The 15,911-nt window shown below is 61.0% G+C and carries 18 protein-coding genes and 3 tRNA genes; 9 read left to right on the plus strand and 12 right to left on the minus strand.

Features of this window, described 5'->3' with window-relative positions; genetic code table 11:
- Positions 1-59: 59 nt before the first annotated feature.
- From tig to AC3RCP_RS21075, 4 genes are all read right to left on the minus strand, one after another.
- Complete coding sequence (tig, locus tag AC3RCP_RS21060) at positions 60-1,370, minus strand: trigger factor (RefSeq protein WP_492570939.1); 1,311 nt, start codon at positions 1,368-1,370, stop codon at positions 60-62.
- A 423-nt stretch (positions 1,371-1,793) separates the two neighbouring features.
- Positions 1,794-1,878: transfer RNA gene (locus AC3RCP_RS21065), tRNA-Leu, on the minus strand.
- Between the two features lie 56 nt (positions 1,879-1,934).
- A tRNA-His gene (locus AC3RCP_RS21070) sits at positions 1,935-2,010 on the minus strand.
- Positions 2,011-2,050: 40 nt separating this feature from the next.
- Positions 2,051-2,127 (minus strand) — tRNA-Arg (locus AC3RCP_RS21075).
- Positions 2,128-2,407: 280 nt separating this feature from the next.
- Here AC3RCP_RS21075 and folD point away from each other — a divergent pair.
- On the plus strand, positions 2,408-3,262 hold the full coding sequence (gene folD, locus AC3RCP_RS21080; protein ID WP_007927213.1) for a bifunctional methylenetetrahydrofolate dehydrogenase/methenyltetrahydrofolate cyclohydrolase FolD: 855 nt from the start codon (positions 2,408-2,410) through the stop codon (positions 3,260-3,262).
- A gap of 282 nt (positions 3,263-3,544) precedes the next feature.
- Entirely contained in the window at positions 3,545-4,483 is a 939-nt protein-coding gene (gene pbpG, locus AC3RCP_RS21085) for a D-alanyl-D-alanine endopeptidase (protein ID WP_101338515.1), read from the plus strand.
- A gap of 90 nt (positions 4,484-4,573) precedes the next feature.
- On the opposite strand, the gene AC3RCP_RS21090 is transcribed toward pbpG, so the two are convergent.
- Complete coding sequence (locus tag AC3RCP_RS21090) at positions 4,574-5,248, minus strand: PA2778 family cysteine peptidase (RefSeq protein ID WP_101338516.1); 675 nt, start codon at positions 5,246-5,248, stop codon at positions 4,574-4,576.
- Positions 5,249-5,470: 222 nt separating this feature from the next.
- Here AC3RCP_RS21090 and AC3RCP_RS21095 point away from each other — a divergent pair, with 222 nt between their 5' ends.
- Positions 5,471-5,638: a hypothetical protein gene (locus AC3RCP_RS21095; protein ID WP_007927216.1), complete on the plus strand. Its 168-nt coding sequence runs from the start codon at positions 5,471-5,473 to the stop codon at positions 5,636-5,638.
- 79 nt (positions 5,639-5,717) lie between these two features.
- On the opposite strand, the gene AC3RCP_RS21100 is transcribed toward AC3RCP_RS21095, so the two are convergent.
- Positions 5,718-6,479 (minus strand): TerC family protein, encoded by a 762-nt coding sequence (locus AC3RCP_RS21100; RefSeq protein ID WP_025804782.1) that lies wholly within the window; start codon positions 6,477-6,479, stop codon positions 5,718-5,720.
- A 30-nt stretch (positions 6,480-6,509) separates the two neighbouring features.
- Positions 6,510-6,758 carry a hypothetical protein gene (locus AC3RCP_RS21105; protein WP_009044657.1) on the minus strand — a complete coding sequence of 83 codons (249 nt, stop codon included), beginning with the start codon at positions 6,756-6,758 and terminating at the stop codon, positions 6,510-6,512.
- A 135-nt stretch (positions 6,759-6,893) separates the two neighbouring features.
- Here AC3RCP_RS21105 and nhaR point away from each other — a divergent pair, with 135 nt between their 5' ends.
- Positions 6,894-7,799: a transcriptional activator NhaR gene (gene nhaR, locus AC3RCP_RS21110; RefSeq protein ID WP_101338517.1), complete on the plus strand. Its 906-nt coding sequence runs from the start codon at positions 6,894-6,896 to the stop codon at positions 7,797-7,799.
- Between the two features lie 6 nt (positions 7,800-7,805).
- Here nhaR and AC3RCP_RS21115 read toward each other — a convergent pair whose 3' ends face one another.
- Positions 7,806-8,960: an MFS transporter gene (locus AC3RCP_RS21115; RefSeq protein ID WP_492570938.1), complete on the minus strand. Its 1,155-nt coding sequence runs from the start codon at positions 8,958-8,960 to the stop codon at positions 7,806-7,808.
- 284 nt (positions 8,961-9,244) lie between these two features.
- Here AC3RCP_RS21115 and sstT point away from each other — a divergent pair, with 284 nt between their 5' ends.
- Complete coding sequence (gene sstT, locus AC3RCP_RS21120) at positions 9,245-10,477, plus strand: serine/threonine transporter SstT (protein ID WP_274304069.1); 1,233 nt, start codon at positions 9,245-9,247, stop codon at positions 10,475-10,477.
- Between the two features lie 83 nt (positions 10,478-10,560).
- Here the strand turns inward: sstT and AC3RCP_RS21125 are convergent, their stop codons facing one another.
- A complete protein-coding gene (locus AC3RCP_RS21125; RefSeq protein ID WP_492570937.1) occupies positions 10,561-11,070 on the minus strand; it encodes a DUF1993 domain-containing protein in 510 nt (169 codons plus the stop codon).
- Between the two features lie 137 nt (positions 11,071-11,207).
- Here AC3RCP_RS21125 and AC3RCP_RS21130 point away from each other — a divergent pair, with 137 nt between their 5' ends.
- A complete protein-coding gene (locus tag AC3RCP_RS21130; protein ID WP_097138935.1) occupies positions 11,208-11,858 on the plus strand; it encodes a YceH family protein in 651 nt (216 codons plus the stop codon).
- 87 nt (positions 11,859-11,945) lie between these two features.
- Here AC3RCP_RS21130 and AC3RCP_RS21135 read toward each other — a convergent pair whose 3' ends face one another.
- The gene (locus AC3RCP_RS21135; protein WP_101338519.1) at positions 11,946-12,464 is read right to left on the minus strand and encodes a cupin domain-containing protein; all 519 of its coding nucleotides are present in this window, start codon (positions 12,462-12,464) and stop codon (positions 11,946-11,948) included.
- A 107-nt stretch (positions 12,465-12,571) separates the two neighbouring features.
- Positions 12,572-13,390, minus strand: coding sequence for a shikimate 5-dehydrogenase (locus AC3RCP_RS21140; RefSeq protein ID WP_492570936.1), 819 nt, complete (start codon positions 13,388-13,390; stop codon positions 12,572-12,574).
- 252 nt (positions 13,391-13,642) lie between these two features.
- Between AC3RCP_RS21140 and AC3RCP_RS21145 the strand changes: the two genes are divergently transcribed.
- The 3 genes from AC3RCP_RS21145 (at position 13,643) to AC3RCP_RS21155 (ending at position 14,727) form a co-directional block, all read left to right on the plus strand.
- Positions 13,643-13,999 (plus strand): hypothetical protein, encoded by a 357-nt coding sequence (locus AC3RCP_RS21145; RefSeq protein WP_007927233.1) that lies wholly within the window; start codon positions 13,643-13,645, stop codon positions 13,997-13,999.
- Positions 14,000-14,241: 242 nt separating this feature from the next.
- Positions 14,242-14,436, plus strand: a complete 195-nt coding sequence (locus AC3RCP_RS21150; RefSeq protein WP_007927235.1) for a hypothetical protein — start codon at positions 14,242-14,244, stop codon at positions 14,434-14,436.
- A gap of 108 nt (positions 14,437-14,544) precedes the next feature.
- Positions 14,545-14,727, plus strand: a complete 183-nt coding sequence (locus tag AC3RCP_RS21155) for a hypothetical protein (protein ID WP_007927236.1) — start codon at positions 14,545-14,547, stop codon at positions 14,725-14,727.
- Here the strand turns inward: AC3RCP_RS21155 and AC3RCP_RS21160 are convergent.
- Positions 14,724-15,791, minus strand: coding sequence for an AI-2E family transporter (locus tag AC3RCP_RS21160; RefSeq protein WP_007927238.1), 1,068 nt, complete (start codon positions 15,789-15,791; stop codon positions 14,724-14,726). The two genes, AC3RCP_RS21155 and AC3RCP_RS21160, sit on opposite strands and share 4 nt — an antisense overlap.
- Positions 15,792-15,911: the final 120 nt, after the last annotated feature.

Here is a 15,911-nt window from a genome sequence, read left to right on the forward strand (position 1 = left end):
ATACGCATAAGCCAGCGCGAAGGCTGGCTTATGGTGTGTATTTTCGAACGAGTAAAAAATCAGTCGGCTTGTGGTGCTTCTACCGGCTTGACCGCTTCTTCGTAAGAGACCGATTTGTCGGTCACGCTAGCTTTCTGCAGAACAGTATCCACAACTTGTTCTTCCAGCACAACCGAACGGACTTCGTTCAGTTGCTGCTCGTTCTTGTAGTACCAGGACACGACCTGCTCTGGCTCTTGGTAAGCAGAAGCCATTTCCTGAATCAGCTCACGCACGCGGGCTTCGTCAGGCTTGAGGTCGAATTGCTTGACCACTTCGGCCACGATCAGACCCAGTACAACGCGACGCTTGGCTTGCTCTTCGAACAGCTCGGCCGGCAGTTGATCAGGCTTGATGTTGCCACCGAACTGTTGAACGGCCTGAACGCGCAGACGGTTCACTTCGTTGTCCAGCAGAGCCTTAGGCACTTCGATCGGGTTGGCAGCCAGCAGGCCGTCCATTACCTGGTTCTTGACCTTGGACTTGATGGCCTGACGCAGTTCGCGCTCCATGTTCTTGCGAACTTCGGCGCGGAAACCTTCCAGACCGGCTTCTTTGATACCAAATTGAGCGAAGAACTCTTCGGTCAGCTCTGGCAGCTTAGGCTCGGAAACGGTGTTGACGGTGACAGTGAACTCGGCGGTTTTGTTAGCCAGGTCCAGGTTCTGGTAGTTCTCTGGGAAAGTCAGGTTCAGAACACGCTCTTCACCCGCTTTGGCGCCAACCAGGCCTTCTTCGAAGCCTGGGATCATGCGGCCGGAACCCAGCACCAGCTGAGTACCCTTGGCGGAACCGCCAGCGAACACTTCACCGTCGACCTTGCCGACGAAATCGATGTTCAGTTGGTCTTCGTTCTGGGCGGCGCGGTCGGCCACTTCGAAGCGAATGTTCTGCTTGCGCAGGATTTCCAGCATGTTGTCCAGGTCGGCATCAGCCACGTCAGCGCTCAGGCGCTCAACAGCGATGGACTCGAAACCAGCAACGGTGAACTCAGGGAACACTTCGAAGGTTGCAACGTATTCCAGATCCTTGCCCTTCTCCAGAACCTTTGGCTCAACCGAAGGAGCGCCAGCCGGGTTCAGCTTCTGCTCGACAACAGCTTCGTAGAAGGAAGCCTGGATCACGTCGCCCACAGCTTCTTGACGCGCATCAGCTTCATAACGCTGACGGATCACGCTCATTGGGACTTTGCCAGGACGGAAGCCTGGAATCTTGGCCTTTTGGGCAGTCTGCTGCAGACGCTTGTTGACCTGTGTCTCGATGCGCTCAGCCGGCACGGTGATGCTCATGCGGCGCTCAAGAGCAGAAGTATTTTCAACAGAAACTTGCATGGATATTCCTCGTTGCACAGACGTTAGCCGGCCGTTTCCGACCCCAGAATCAAGGGCATGCATTCTAGTGGGTCAAACTCAAGAAGTCACCCTACTGAAAACGGGTAAAAAAACAGCTGGCGATTTAAAGGCGGGGACCAACGGTTGAGCCGCGCCCTGAGAGCAAATACAGCGAATCAAACCAGGGCCTCTGCACCCGTGCTTCTATATATAGAAGGAACGGCGCGTCACACCCCGGATGACCGGACCAAACCACAGCCCGACCGGTAAACCTTCAGCATTCCAGCGACAAAAGGACGAGTGTTTCGTCGCCTCCCCGGCCCACCACCTGCGACCTGCTGGAAATACAGACTTCTGAAACGAAAACGGCGCAGCCCTTTTCAGGTGCTGCGCCGTTATCTGCTATATAAATAGCTACTTAATTGGTGCGGACGAAGAGACTCGAACTCTTACACCTTGCGGCGCTGGAACCTAAATCCAGTGTGTCTACCAATTCCACCACGTCCGCGTATCAAGCTTTTAAAGCAAAGGCGCCAGACTATTAATCTGGCGCCTTTCGGAATATGGGGTGGACGATGGGGATCGAACCCACGACAACAGGAGTCACAATCCTGTGCTCTACCAACTGAGCTACGCCCACCATATTGCGTTGTTGCGTTACCTGTGCCAAAGCTGCCTAATGGCGCACCCGGCAGGACTCGAACCTGCGACCATCCGCTTAGAAGGCGGATGCTCTATCCAGCTGAGCTACGGGCGCCTTATTAATCTGTATTCTTTAATGATTACAAACTAAGTGCTTTCAGTCGTTACGAGTTAAACATCAACTCTGCCCGACCTTCTTAACCAGTGCTAGGCTGTGCCCGACAAGTGCGACGAATGTTATAGACGAGCCGTTAGGTCGTCAACTCTTTTTTGAAAAAAATTCATTTAATTAAAGGAGTTAGGGGAATTTGCAGACCAAGCGCCTTTGCCCTCACGTCCTGGCATGCGAGAATGCGTTCTCTTTTTCTCTCCCTCTCGATGGTTAATCACGCGTCATGACTGCACAACTAATCGACGGCAAAGCGATCGCCGCTAGCCTGCGCCAGCAGATCGCCAAACGTGTCGCCGAGCGTCGCCAGCAAGGCCTGCGTACTCCAGGCCTCGCGGTGATCCTGGTCGGCAGCGACCCGGCCTCTCAGGTTTATGTCTCGCACAAGCGTAAAGACTGCGAAGAGGTCGGCTTTCTTTCACAAGCCTATGACTTACCTTCTGACACCACTCAAGAAGCACTGGCCGGCCTGATCGACCGCCTCAACGATGACCCGAACATCGATGGCGTCCTGCTGCAACTGCCACTGCCCGAACACCTCGATGCCTCCAAGCTGCTGGAGCGCATCCGCCCGGATAAAGACGTGGATGGTTTCCATCCTTATAACGTCGGCCGCCTGGCCCAACGTATCCCTCTGCTACGCCCATGCACGCCGAAAGGCATCATGACCCTGCTGGAAAGCACCGGTGCCGATCTGTACGGCATGGATGCGGTAGTGGTCGGTGCGTCCAACATCGTCGGGCGCCCGATGGCGATGGAGCTGCTGCTCGCCGGCTGCACCGTTACCGTTACCCACCGCTTCACCAAGGATCTGGCCGGCCACGTCGGGCGTGCCGACCTGGTGGTCGTGGCCGCCGGCAAGCCGGGCCTGGTCAAGGGTGAGTGGATCAAGGAAGGCGCCATCGTCATCGACGTCGGCATCAACCGCCAGGAAGACGGCAAGCTGGTGGGCGACGTGGTCTACGAGACCGCCCTGCCCCGCGCCGGCTGGATCACCCCGGTACCGGGCGGTGTTGGCCCGATGACTCGCGCCTGCCTGCTGGAAAACACCTTGTATGCGGCAGAAACGCTGCACGACTGACGCTGGGAAATAGCCCGGATAAAAGAACCCCGCCACTGGCGGGGTTCTTTGTTTCTGCTCGCCGAAAGCCTGAAGCGAGTAGCCCCCGCTTGCAGTGACGATAACTCATCAGAAAGGAGGGAACCGAACTGATACAAAACTGATACAGGATGAAATTTAATTTACCTGAAGCCCTTTACCTACGGGCGTGTAGCTCTTTCCTGGCACATACTCATAAAATGTAACGTTTTTCTGAAAGCAGCCCGTTGCAGAACGGCATATCCACTTCATGAGTCCGCCCGCGTGAAAATCCGTCTTTCTATCCTGAGCCTATTTTTTGCATTTACAGGCACCTTTATCGCGCAGAGCGCCGTCGCTCGCGAAACCACCGAAGCGCCACGCGACCCCTCCCAACTGCACATCGCCTCCGGCAGCGCCATGCTCCTGGATCTGCAGACCAACAAGGTCATCTATTCCAGCAACCCCGACGTGGTCGTGCCCATCGCTTCGGTGACCAAGCTGATGACCGGTCTGATCGTACTCGACGCCAAACAACCACTGGATGAGTACATTTCCGTGGACATCAGCAACACCCCGGAAATGAAAGGCGTGTTTTCCCGGGTCAAGCTCAAGAGCGAACTCCCGCGCAAAGAGATGCTGCTGATCGCCCTGATGTCGTCGGAAAACCGTGCCGCCGCCAGCCTCGCCCACCACTACCCGGGCGGGTACGCAGCCTTTATTGCCGCCATGAACGCCAAGGCCAAGGCACTGGGCATGACCAGCACGCACTATGTCGAGCCGACCGGCCTGTCGGTCCATAACGTGTCCACCGCCCGCGACCTGAGCAAACTGTTGCTGGCGGCGCGCAAATACCCGCTGCTGAGCGAGCTGAGCACCACCAAGGAAAAGACCGTGGCGTTCCGCAAACCCAACTACACCCTGGGCTTTCGCAACACCGATCACCTGGTCAACAGGGCCAACTGGGACATCAAGCTGACCAAGACCGGCTTTACCGATGAAGCAGGCCACTGCCTGGTACTGGTGACCAGCATGAGCAATCGCCCGGTGGCCCTGGTGATTCTCGACGCCTTTGGCAAATACACGCACTTCGCCGATGCCAGCCGTATCCGCCAGTGGCTGGAAACCGGTAAAAGCGGCTCGGTACCGAATGCCGCCTTGAGCTACAAGGCCGGCAAAAACCTGAAAAGCCGTCAGAGCGGTGTCGCCCAGACTGCCGAATAGAAGCTGGCAGACACAAAAAAGGCCGCGGATCTGTCGATCGCGGCCCTTTCAAAGACGGCGCCCCTGGGCGCCGTCAGCGTTTCTGCAACCTCAGTTCGCGCTCAACGCCTTGGTCGCCCGTGCCGCCGCGTTCTCCTGCCCGGCCTGGGCCAACTCATCGGCTGCCTTCAACCAACGCTGGCGATCGACCTGGGCTGGCACCTGGGTCGGCCCCTGAATCAACACCGCCCAGTGCCCCGCACTGCTCCAGGCCGACTCGAACTTGGCAAAGTCCATCAACAGACGACGATTCATTCCCGCTCGCAGCAGCACCGTCTGTTTATGCCGGTTATAGCCCGCTAGCACGGCATAACGAGGTTCGGCCCAGAACGCCGAACCTTCGGTGTAACGCACCATCACCGGGTATCCGGCGGCAACCTGAGTCAGCAGCGCCGATAAATTGTCGTCCAGCGGATAGACCACCATCCCGTACTCACGCGCCAGGGTCAGCATGTTCTGCTGCAACTTCGCCTCGGCGCCTGGCAGATGCAGCGGCTTGTCCAGCAGACCTGGGGTGATCGCGATGCCTTGCTGGGACAGCATGCTGGCCAGGGTGCCCGGGCCGCTCTGATAGGTTTCGCCGCGGAAAAACGGCACGCCGTTGAGTTCCACCCGCTCGGGCAGGCGCTGAATCTCCGGCTGCACGCTGCTGGCGCAACCGGCCAGCGTCAGGGCGCAAGCGCCCGCCAACAACAGTGTTCGAAATCGCAGAAACATCCGTTCCATCATGACTCTCTTGTGCAGACGCCAAGCCAGGAGCCCCGGCCGAAACGCTGATCATAGGGCGCCGCGATGCAGGGGTATAGCGTTAAGCCGCGGTAATTTGCGCCCCATAGAGCAAAGCGGTCGATGACACTCGACTATTGGTCAATGGCTTGAAACACATCCGCGACTAGACTGTCCATTGCGAAGAGTGTGTGCCCTGGACAGGGCAACAAGGAGGCATACATGAGCCTGACAACGACAATCCTGATGCTGATCGGCGGCTGGCTGGCCGTTGCCGCTGCCATGCTCTGGGGTGTCTTGCGGATCGTTCGCCGGCACCATCATCCGCGTTTGCCGACTCCCGCGGCGAAAACCGCAAAACCGTCCCGGCATCACGCCACCGCGCACTGACTGGCACTTTTTCTTCTGCCCAATAAAAAACGGCGGCCTGTGTCCTTGAACACAGGCCGCCGTCGGTTATTGCCGTAAATCAGGCTTCGACTTCCGCCTCCGCCACCACCCGCTTCTGCCGGGCACGACGAGCCAGCATATTCAGCCCCTCGATAGCCGCCGAGAAAGCCATGGCCGCGTACACATAACCTTTTGGCACATGGGCACCGAAACCTTCGGCGATCAGGGTCATGCCGATCATGATCAGGAAGCCCAGGGCTAGCATGACCACCGTCGGGTTGTCATTGATGAACTTGGCCAGAGGCTCGGCCGCCAGCAACATCACCAGTACCGACACCACCACCGCAATGATCATGATCGGCAAGTGCTCGGTCATGCCGACCGCGGTGATGATGCTGTCGATGGAGAACACCATGTCCAGCATCAGGATCTGGCCGATCGCCGCGGCGAACCCCAAGGACACGCCAGCGGTCTCGCTTTTGCTGTCCTGCGGCTCCGGGTCCATGCTGTGATGGATCTCCGTGGTGGCCTTCCACAGCAGGAACAGGCCGCCGGCAATCAGGATCATGTCCTTCCAGGAAAAGACCTGGCCGAAGACATCAATCACTGGCTCGGTCAGTTGCACAATGAAGGCGATGGTGCTGAGCAGTGCCAGACGCAGGATCAGGGCCATGCCGATACCGATCCGCCGGGCCTTGGCCCGGTGCTGCTCGGGCAGCTTGTTGGTCAGGATCGAAATGAAGATCAGGTTATCGATGCCGAGCACGATTTCCATGACCACCAGGGTTGCCAGGGCGACCCAGGCGGTGGGGCTGGCGGCGAGTTGTAAAAGGTATTCCATGGCTCAGTCCTGAGTCGGGGGTATGGGAGATCAGATTTCCTGGGACGACGAGGTGGCTTCTTTGGCCTCGTCAGCCGGCTTTTCCTGCTTGCTGATCAAGCCTTGGGTCGCGTCGCTGATCGCCTGTTCGGCAGCCTTGTGCGTGTCGTCGATCGCCTGCTTGGCGTTTTCCGCGGCCTTGCCCAACAGCTGCTGCGCGCTTTTTTCCGCCTGCTCGCAACCGGCAAGGGTGATCAACGACAACGCCAGCAACGATGCGGCGATGGATTTATAGGTCATTGCGCTTTCCTCGTTAGAACGGACCGGGCCGAGATGATGGCCCGTCAATAGCGAGGCATTCTATGGACCCGAACACTTCAGGAAAATTCGTATTTTTAACAGCTATACTTCGATTTTTACGAATCAAAGCCAGCCATGCTCAACTATCGCCAACTGCACTACTTCTGGGTCGTCGCCAAGACCGGCAGCATCGTCCGGGCCTGCGAGCAACTGAACCTGACCCCACAAACCATCAGCGGCCAGATCACCCTGCTCGAACAAACCTATGGCATCGAGTTGTTTCGCCGGGTCGGCCGGCAACTGGAACTGACCGAAGCCGGGCGCCAGACCCTGCCCTACGCCGAGCAGATGTTCCAGCTCGGCGGCGAGCTGGAAGCCATGTTCCAGGCCCAGCCCAACGAACAGCAGATCCTGTTTCGGGTCGGCGTGGCCGATGTGGTGCCCAAATCGATCGTCTACCGCCTGATCGCCCCGACCATGGAGCTGAACGAACCGATCCGCATCACCTGCCGCGAGGACAAACTCGAACGCCTGCTGGCCGACCTGGCCATCCAGCGCCTGGACCTGGTGATTTCCGACAGCCCCATGCCTTCGCACCTGGATATCAAGGGCTACAGCCAGAAACTCGGCGAATGCGGCATCAGTTTTTTCGCCACCGAAGAACTGGCCGAGCGCTATGGAACGAACTTTCCCCATAGCCTGCATGGCGCTCCGCTGCTGATTCCCGGGCAGGAAACCGTGGTGCGCAGCCGGCTGCTGCGCTGGCTGGCCGAGCAGCAGATACAACCCAGGATCATCGGTGAGTTCGACGACAGCGCCTTGATGCAGGCATTCGGCCAGTCGGGCAGCGGGATCTTTATCAGCCCCAGCGTGATCGCCGACGAAGTGCGGCGCCAATACGGCGTGCAACTGATCGGCCAGACCGATGCGGTCAGCGAGTCGTTCTACGCCATTTCAGTCGAACGAAAAGTCAAGCACCCCGGCATCGTGGCGATCACCGAAGGCGCCCGCCGCGAGCTGTTCACCGCCATGGGCGCTTGAGGAGAGTCAGGCGCAGCTGGCCTGTGGCTTGAGGGTCATCAACAGCAGGGCCAGCAGGATCGACACCAGGATAAAACCGGCGGCGGCGAACCCCAGGCTGCCAAGCCCCAGGGTGTCGATCACTCGGCCGCCGACCATGGCGCCCAGGCCGATGCCCAGGTTGGCTCCGGCGATGTTCAGCGAAGCGGCAAACGCCGGCGCCTGGGGCGCAGCCTTGATCAGGCGGACATGGCTGACCAGAAACAGCGCCGCCTGGGTCACGCCCCAGATGCCCATGGCCGCGGCCAGGCCCAGCGGCGAGTGGATGCTCGGCACCAGCGCCACCATGCTGCCGATCATCAAGGCGCAGAAGCCCATGGAGGCCAGCAACGGATGGCGGTCCACCGCGCGGCCGCCCAGCGAGTTGCCGATCAGCCCCACCGCGCCGAAGCCCATCAGGCACCAACCGACCAGCGTGCCGTTGAAACCGGCCAGGCGCTCGAGGATATCCGCCAGGTAGGTGTAGGCGGTGAACATGCCGCTGAACACCAGGATCGACAGCAGCACATGCCCCTGCATCAAGGGGCTGCGCAGGATGCCGAACTGCGAGCGCAGGCTGGCCTGCTCGTTGTGCACGCGGGTCTGCGGCAGGTAGACATACAGCAGCAACGCCTTGGCAAAGGCCACCAGCGCCAGGATGCCGAACGCGGCGCGCCAGCCGAAGGCATCGGAAATCAGCGTACCCACCGGAATGCCGAACACCGTGGCGCAGACGATGCCGAAGCCGATCTTGGCGATGGCCCGCCCGGCGTAGTCGGGGCCGACGATGTCCACCGCGGTTTCGCTGGCCAAAGCCCAGAACACCGGCAAGCCCAGCGCCGGGATCAACCGCGCCACCGCCATCACCCAGATATTCGGCGCCAGCGCCGCCAGGGTGTTGGCCAGGCCGAACATCACCAGCACCGAAATGAACAGGCGCTTGCGCTGGAAGCGGGCAAAGTAGGCCGTCAGGAACGGTCCGAACGCCGCCACGGTGAAGGCGAACAAGGTCACCAGCAGGCCGGCCTGCGGCACGCTGACCGCAAGGTCCCGGGCAATCGAAGGCAGCAGGCCGACAATGATGAACTCCGTCGTCAGCACGGTAAAACCGGCGGCTGACAACAGCAGAATGGGCAACAGCATGGAAAACTCCGGAAACGACGACATCAGCGATGGCCTGGTGGCCCGCTGACTGGAGATGAGAAGAGGATGGCGAATCCTAACAGAATGTGTCCGCCCGTGTCTGGGGGCAGCGGCGAAAAAACCGCAGGCTACTCTGAAGGCTCAGGTGGCAGATCGTCACATCCGTGGGCGAACCCCGTGTGATAAAGTCCGCCCCCTGCCGCAACACCCCGTACCTTCAGCAACTCATCAGCACGGCGTCCCACGTCGACGCACGGCATATTAAAAAAATCAGAGATACCGCTATGACTGCTTCGCCCCCGTCGCTCCTGGAAAAACTCAAACGCACCAGCCTGGTCACGCAGATCGTCATCGGCCTGATCGCCGGTATCGCCCTGGCGCTGCTGGCCCCCGAACTGGCGAAGTCCACCGCCTTTATCGGCAAGGTCTTTGTCTCGGCGCTGAAAGCCGTGGCGCCGATCCTGGTGTTCGTGCTGGTGATGGCCTCCATCGCCAACCACAAGCACGGCCAGGAAACCCATATCCGCCCGATCCTCTGGCTCTACCTGCTGGGCACTTTCGCCGCGGCGGTGGTGGCGGTGATCGCCAGCAGCCTGTTCCCCTCCTCCCTGGTGCTGAGCACCCATGATGTCGCCATCTCCGCCCCCGGCGGCATCAGCGAAGTCCTGCAAAGCCTGCTGCTGAGCGTGGTGGACAACCCGGTCAGCGCGCTGATGAACGCCAACTTCATCGGCATCCTGGCCTGGGCCATCGGCATGGGCGTGGCCATCCGCCATGCCGGCGTCACCACCCGCACCGTGCTGGACGACCTGTCCAACGGCGTGACCCTGATCGTCCGAGTGGTGATCCGCTTCGCCCCCCTGGGCATCTTCGGCCTGGTGGCTTCGACCCTGGCCACCTCCGGCTTCGGCGCCCTGCTCGGTTATATGCACCTGCTGGCGGTGCTGATCGGCTGCATGCTGTTCGTCGCGCTGGTGATGAACCCGCTGATCGTGTTCTGGAAAATCCGCCGCAACCCGTTCCCGCTGGTGCTCATGTGCCTGCGCGAAAGCGGCATCACCGCCTTCTTCACCCGCAGTTCGGCAGCCAACATTCCGGTCAACCTGGAGCTGAGCAAGCGCCTGGGCCTGCATGAAGACACCTATTCGGTGTCGATCCCGCTGGGCGCCACCATCAACATGGCCGGCGCCGCCATCACCATCACTGTGCTGACCCTGGCGGCCGTGCATACCCTGGGTATCGCCGTCGACCTGCCCACCGCCGTGCTGCTCAGCGTAGTCGCCGCCATCTGTGCCTGCGGCGCTTCCGGCGTGGCCGGCGGTTCGCTGCTGTTGATTCCGCTGGCCTGCAGCCTGTTCGGCATCCCCAGCGAAATCGCCATGCAGGTGGTCGCCGTCGGCTTCATCATCGGCGTGCTGCAGGACTCGGCGGAAACCGCGCTGAACTCCTCCACCGACGTGCTCTTCACCGCCGCCGCGTGCATGGCCCAGGAAGAGAAGGTCCGCCAGACCGCCTGATCCTGCACGAATAGCGCGCACTAAAAAGCCCGGCAAGGCTCGCACCTTGCCGGGCTTTTTTATGGGCCTGGCCCCCAACTACATCAGAAAGCGCCCATGTAGTCGCGCTTGCCGATTTCCACGCCGTTGTGGCGCAGGATCGCGTAGGTGGTGGTGACGTGGAAGAAGAACTGCGGCAGGCCGTAGCTCAGCAGGTAGGACTGGCCGCTGAAGCGCTTCTCTTTCGGGGTGCCCGGACGGGTGACGATCTCGATGCCTTCCTTGCCATCGATCTGCGCTGGCTGGATGCCGTCGATAAAGGCCAGGACCTTGGCCAGCAGCGCCTGCAGCTCGGCAAAGGTGGTTTCGGTGTCGTCGTACTTCGGCAGTTCGACTTCGGCCAGGCGAGCGGAAACGCCCTTGGCGAAATCGACGGCGATCTGCACCTGGCGGATCAGCGGGAACATGTCCGGGTACAGGCGCGCCTGGAGGAAGGCATTCGGGTCGATGTTCTTGGCGGTGGCGTGGGCTTCGGCCTTGTTCAGGACATCGCTCAGGGCGTTGAGCATTTGCTTGAAGACAGGAACGGAGGCGGCGTACAGGGAAATAGTCATGGTGATCTCGACAGGCTGATGGAAAAAAGCACAAACAAAGGTGGCGCGATTATAGACCTGCTTGGGTGCCGCCGGCGGCTTGTCTTTTATCCAGCAAGGATTAGGCTAGTCGCCTTCGACAGCATAGGGAACGCGCGATGAGCATCGAGCAAGAAACCTTGAGCGAGCAATTGCAACTGAGCAGCACCGAACTGCGCATTCTCGGATCGCTGATCGAGAAGCAGGCCACCAGCCCGGAAACCTATCCGCTGACCCTCAATGCCCTGGTCATCGCCTGCAACCAGAAAACCAGCCGCGAACCGGTGATGAACCTCACCCAGGGCCAGGTCGGCCAGAGCCTGCGCGCCCTGGAAAACCGCGGCTTCGCCCGCCTGGTGATGGGCAGCCGCGCCGACCGCTGGGAGCATCGCCTGGACAAGGCGCTGGAGCTGGTACCAGCACAGGTGGCCCTGGCCGGACTGCTGTTCTTGCGCGGTCCGCAGACCGTCAACGAACTGCTGACCCGCAGCGGCCGCATGCACGACTTCGAAGACAGCGAACAGGTGGTGCACCAACTGGAACGCCTGATCGCCCGTGGCCTGGCGCTGCTGATTCCGCGCCAGGCCGGGCAGCGCGAAGATCGCTACATGCATGCCCTGGGCGACCCGGCGGATATCGAAGCGATCCTCGCCGCCCGGCAGAACCCGGTGGAACGCGGCTCGGCCAGCGGCGTATCGGCGGAGCGCATCGAAGAGCTGGAAGCGCGCATCGCCGCCCTCGAAGAACGCCTGGCGAAACTCGAAGGCTGATCCCCGCTCCTGCGGCAGCGCCTTATAGTCGCTGCCGCAGGCTGCGATCGCCGACGCAGTCGGGGTAAAGCCTCAGAAGACTTCCCGCTACTCCCCGTCCCAGTAATCCACCCCGTCCGCATGCCGCGCCACCGCGACGAATCCCGAGGCGTTGCCCTCATCGTCGATCTTGAAGTCCTTCATCACCACATATTTGCCGGAGTCCGGGTATTCGCAGATGTCCGGCGCTTCCTGGGTACTGACCGCCAGGTAGCGCAATTCGCCCTGGCTGGTGTTGATGATCTGGTGCGCGCTGTCCATATCGCCCGGCGGGCAGGCGATCACATCGCCGGCGCGGATGGCAAAACGCTCGGCGCCGAGGCGGATCTCGCCCTCGCCGGTGACTATGTAGAACATCTCTTCGTTGACGCGATGGTTATGGAAGGGGCTGGCACGCATCCCCGGGCCCAGGGCAATCAGCCGGTAGCCGAGCTTCTGGGCGCCCAGTTGCTGGCCGATGCGGGCGATGCGCTGGACATAACGGCCGGCGGTCTCGCCGGTGGGGCTCAGGGCTTCAGGCAGCGGCTGAAGGTCCGCCTGATCCAGATTGAGAATGGCAGGTGGCATACAGACCTCGATCACGGTGGCAGGGAACAGGGGCAAGTCTGAGCTTGCTGGCGACCAGTATAGGCAGGGCTTTGCGCCCCACGGACCTGCCCCGATCCCGCCGTCGATCAGGCCCGTGCGAAAGCCACCGCCTGCTGGAACTGCTCGGCGCTGGGGCGCACACCGGTGTACAGCACGAACTGCTCCAGGGCCTGGATGGCGATCACTTCCAGGCCGGTGATCACCTGCTTGCCCTCCATCCGGGCGCGCAGGATCAGCGGGGTTTCCGCCGGAACCGCCACCACGTCGAACACCGTGCGCGCAGCCTCGATCGCCTCGACCGGGAACGCCAGCTGGTCGGCCTCCGGACCGCCGCTCATGCCGATCGGGGTGACGTTGATCAGCATCTGCAGGCGCAATTCGCCCAGCTCCGCCTGCCAGGCATAGCCCAAGGAGTCGGCGAGGGCCTGCCCGGCTTGGGCATTGCGGGCAACTATCAGGCCATCGCGGTAGCCACCATCGCGCAAGGCACTGGCCACCGCCTTGGCCATGCCGCCGCTGCCGCGCAGGGCAAAGCGGGTGTCCTTGGGAATCCGGTGGCGCTCGAGCAACTGGGCGACGGCGATGTAGTCGGTGTTGTAGGCCTTGAGGTGGCCATTGGTGTTGACGATGGTGTTGATCGACTGGATGGCGCTGGCCGAGGCGTCCAGTTCGTCCACCAGGGCAATGCAGGCTTCCTTGAACGGCATGGACACGCCACAGCCACGAATGCCCAGGGCGCGGATCCCGCCGACGGCGCCTGGCAGGTCCTGGCTGCTGAAGGCCTTGTAGTAGAAGTTCAAGCCCAGCTGTTCATACAAGTGATTGTGAAAGCGCAAGCCGAAATTCCCCGGACGCCCTGACAGCGACATACACAATTGGGTGTCTTTGTTGGGGTTCATCTGCATGTTGATCTCCTTGGAACGCACTTTCGGATAGACGGGATTAGCCAGTCATCGGGTTCTGCCCGATCATATCGACGTGCCTGAAAGACGGGCCTGCCGCCCACGGACGAGGGTCAATAAACCGGTACAGACCTTACACAAAATTTACCCGGCGGCTGTGCAGTTTTTCAGAAAAAAGCGGTCTTAGAAGTATCCCCGCGACAGTCCTCGCGTCTATTGCAGACCGAGCGCCGGGGTCGGAACCGAGGAATAGCCATGATGCGTAAAATCCCCAAGATAGCCTTGCTCATTGGTGCACTTGCTGTCGCCGGTCAAGCGTCCGCCCACGGTGGCGGTGGTTGGGGTGGCCCGGCGGTAGTCGGTGCGGTGGTCGGCGCCGCGGTAGTGGGTTCGGTGATCGCCAGCCACAGCCGCCCGGTCTACGTGCAACAGCCAGTCTACGTCCAGCCGCAGCCGGTCTATGCCGCGCCGCCACCGGTCTACTACCAGCCACAGCCGGTGTACGTGGAAGGCCCGCCGGTCTATTACCGCCCGGCCCCGGTGTACTACGGCCCACCTCGTGGCTACTACGGCCCGCCCCGCCATTACTACTATGGCCCCGGCCGCTGGTAAGCCAGGCGACCACACACCTACAGGCCCCGCCTTCACCAGCGGGGCCTGTTGCGTTTTGCCAAACGTCTGAATAAATCTTGCAAAGGTCGTTGCTGGAACAGTTTTTGCGATTCAATCCGGCAATAGTGTTGCCCAACGGCAGCCCGTGCAGGCGAGCCCACGACTGTCATATTTATGTCATGCCAGGTCCGCAAGATCGGATCTGTCCACAAAACAGCCCCATAACAACAAGGACGACTCCCATGCCGACACAGAACCCCCATCACTCCCCCACCCTGGGTACCGCGAGCAAGGTGTACAGCGCCCTGACCGAACTCAAGCACCTGGAAGGCCACCGCAGCGCCAAGTTCCTGGCCTTGCTGGCCGAGCACCTGGTGCGCAAGGGCCTGCTGCACGACCCGGAAGTGGTCTACATGCTCGATCAGGTCGTCGACTGATCGGGCTGGCGCTTTTTTCGCCGGTATCGATGTCCACTATCGAGCGCGGTGATTTTTCGTAGCACCTGCCGGTCCGTAAGGTAACTCCACAGATTGATGGAGGTACTTATGCCCAAGGTTCAGATCATGTCCGTTATCGGTAGCGCCGTTCCCACCTCGCTCAGGGAACTGGGGTTGCTGGCGTGTTGGTACCTGGTGCGCGACGGCGAGCCGGTCAGCGGCCCGCTCACTTCGCTGACCGCCGCCCAGGCCCTGTCGCAAAAGATCGAGCAGCGCGTCCTGCATGCCTAAGGCAACGGCAGCTGTGGCCGCGGCCGGGTATCGACGAACAGACCCCAGCTGGAGATGAACAGCGCGGCGATCAATGGCCCGATGACAAAGCCGTTCAGGCCGAAGATCGCCAGGCCCCCCAGGGTCGAAATCAGAATCAGGTAATCCGGCATCCTGGTGTCCTTGCCCACCAGGATCGGGCGCAGCACGTTGTCCACCAGGCCGATCACGAACACCCCGTACAAGCCCAGCAGCACCCCTTGCCAGATCGCCCCGCTGAACAGGAAGTACAGGGCCACCGGGCCCCAGACGATCGCCGCACCCACCGCCGGCAACAACGACAGCAGGGCCATCAGCACCGCCCACAGCAGCGGGCTGGGAATCTCCAGAAACCAGAAGATCAACCCGCCCAGCAGCCCCTGGCTGATCGCCACCAGCACGTTACCCTTCACCGTGGCCCGCACCACCCGATTGAACTTGAGCTGCAGCCGGCGTTTCTGGTGCTCGGCCAACGGCACCGCGATGCGCACCTTGCGTACCAGTTCGGGGCCATCGCGCAAAAAGAAGAACAACAGGTACAGCATCACGAAAAAGCTCACCACGAACTTGAAGGTGCCCTGGCCGACGCTGAACGCCTGGGTGGCGAAGAACTGGCTGCCTTGCAGCGCATTCTTGACGATTTTCTCGCGCACGCTCTCCAGCTCACCCAGGCCGAAACGGTCCAGCAGTTGCTGGAAGTACGGCGGCAGGCTGTGCTTGAACCGGTCCAGGTGACCGGCGATGTCCAGCTTGCCGCTTTCGATGCTCTGGTAGAGGTTGGCGCCCTCCTGCACCAGCAAGGTGCTGATGATCGCCACCGGCAGAATGGCGATGACCAGGCAGATGCTCAGGGTGCACAGGGCGGTCAGGTTGCGTGGCCAACCGAACTTGAGTTGCAGGCGCCGTTGCAGCGGGTCGAACAGGATGCCGAGAATCACCGCCCAGAACACCGGGCCGTAAAAGGGCAGCAGAAGCCAGATAAAGGCGACGGTCACCAGGGTCAGCAGAAGCAACAGGCTTTTGTGTTGCATGAGGTGCTGGTTCATGTCCGCTCCCCGTCAATAAGGTCCAGGACGCCGCAAAGCGCTCCTACAGCGTTAGTCCGCCGGCGTTCGGCCAAGTGCCCTGTTTTATTCGTCGAGCATAGACCCAGATCAATGCCGCCA

The sequence above is a fragment of the Pseudomonas sp. GW822-FHT05A08 genome (genome assembly GCF_058800485.1).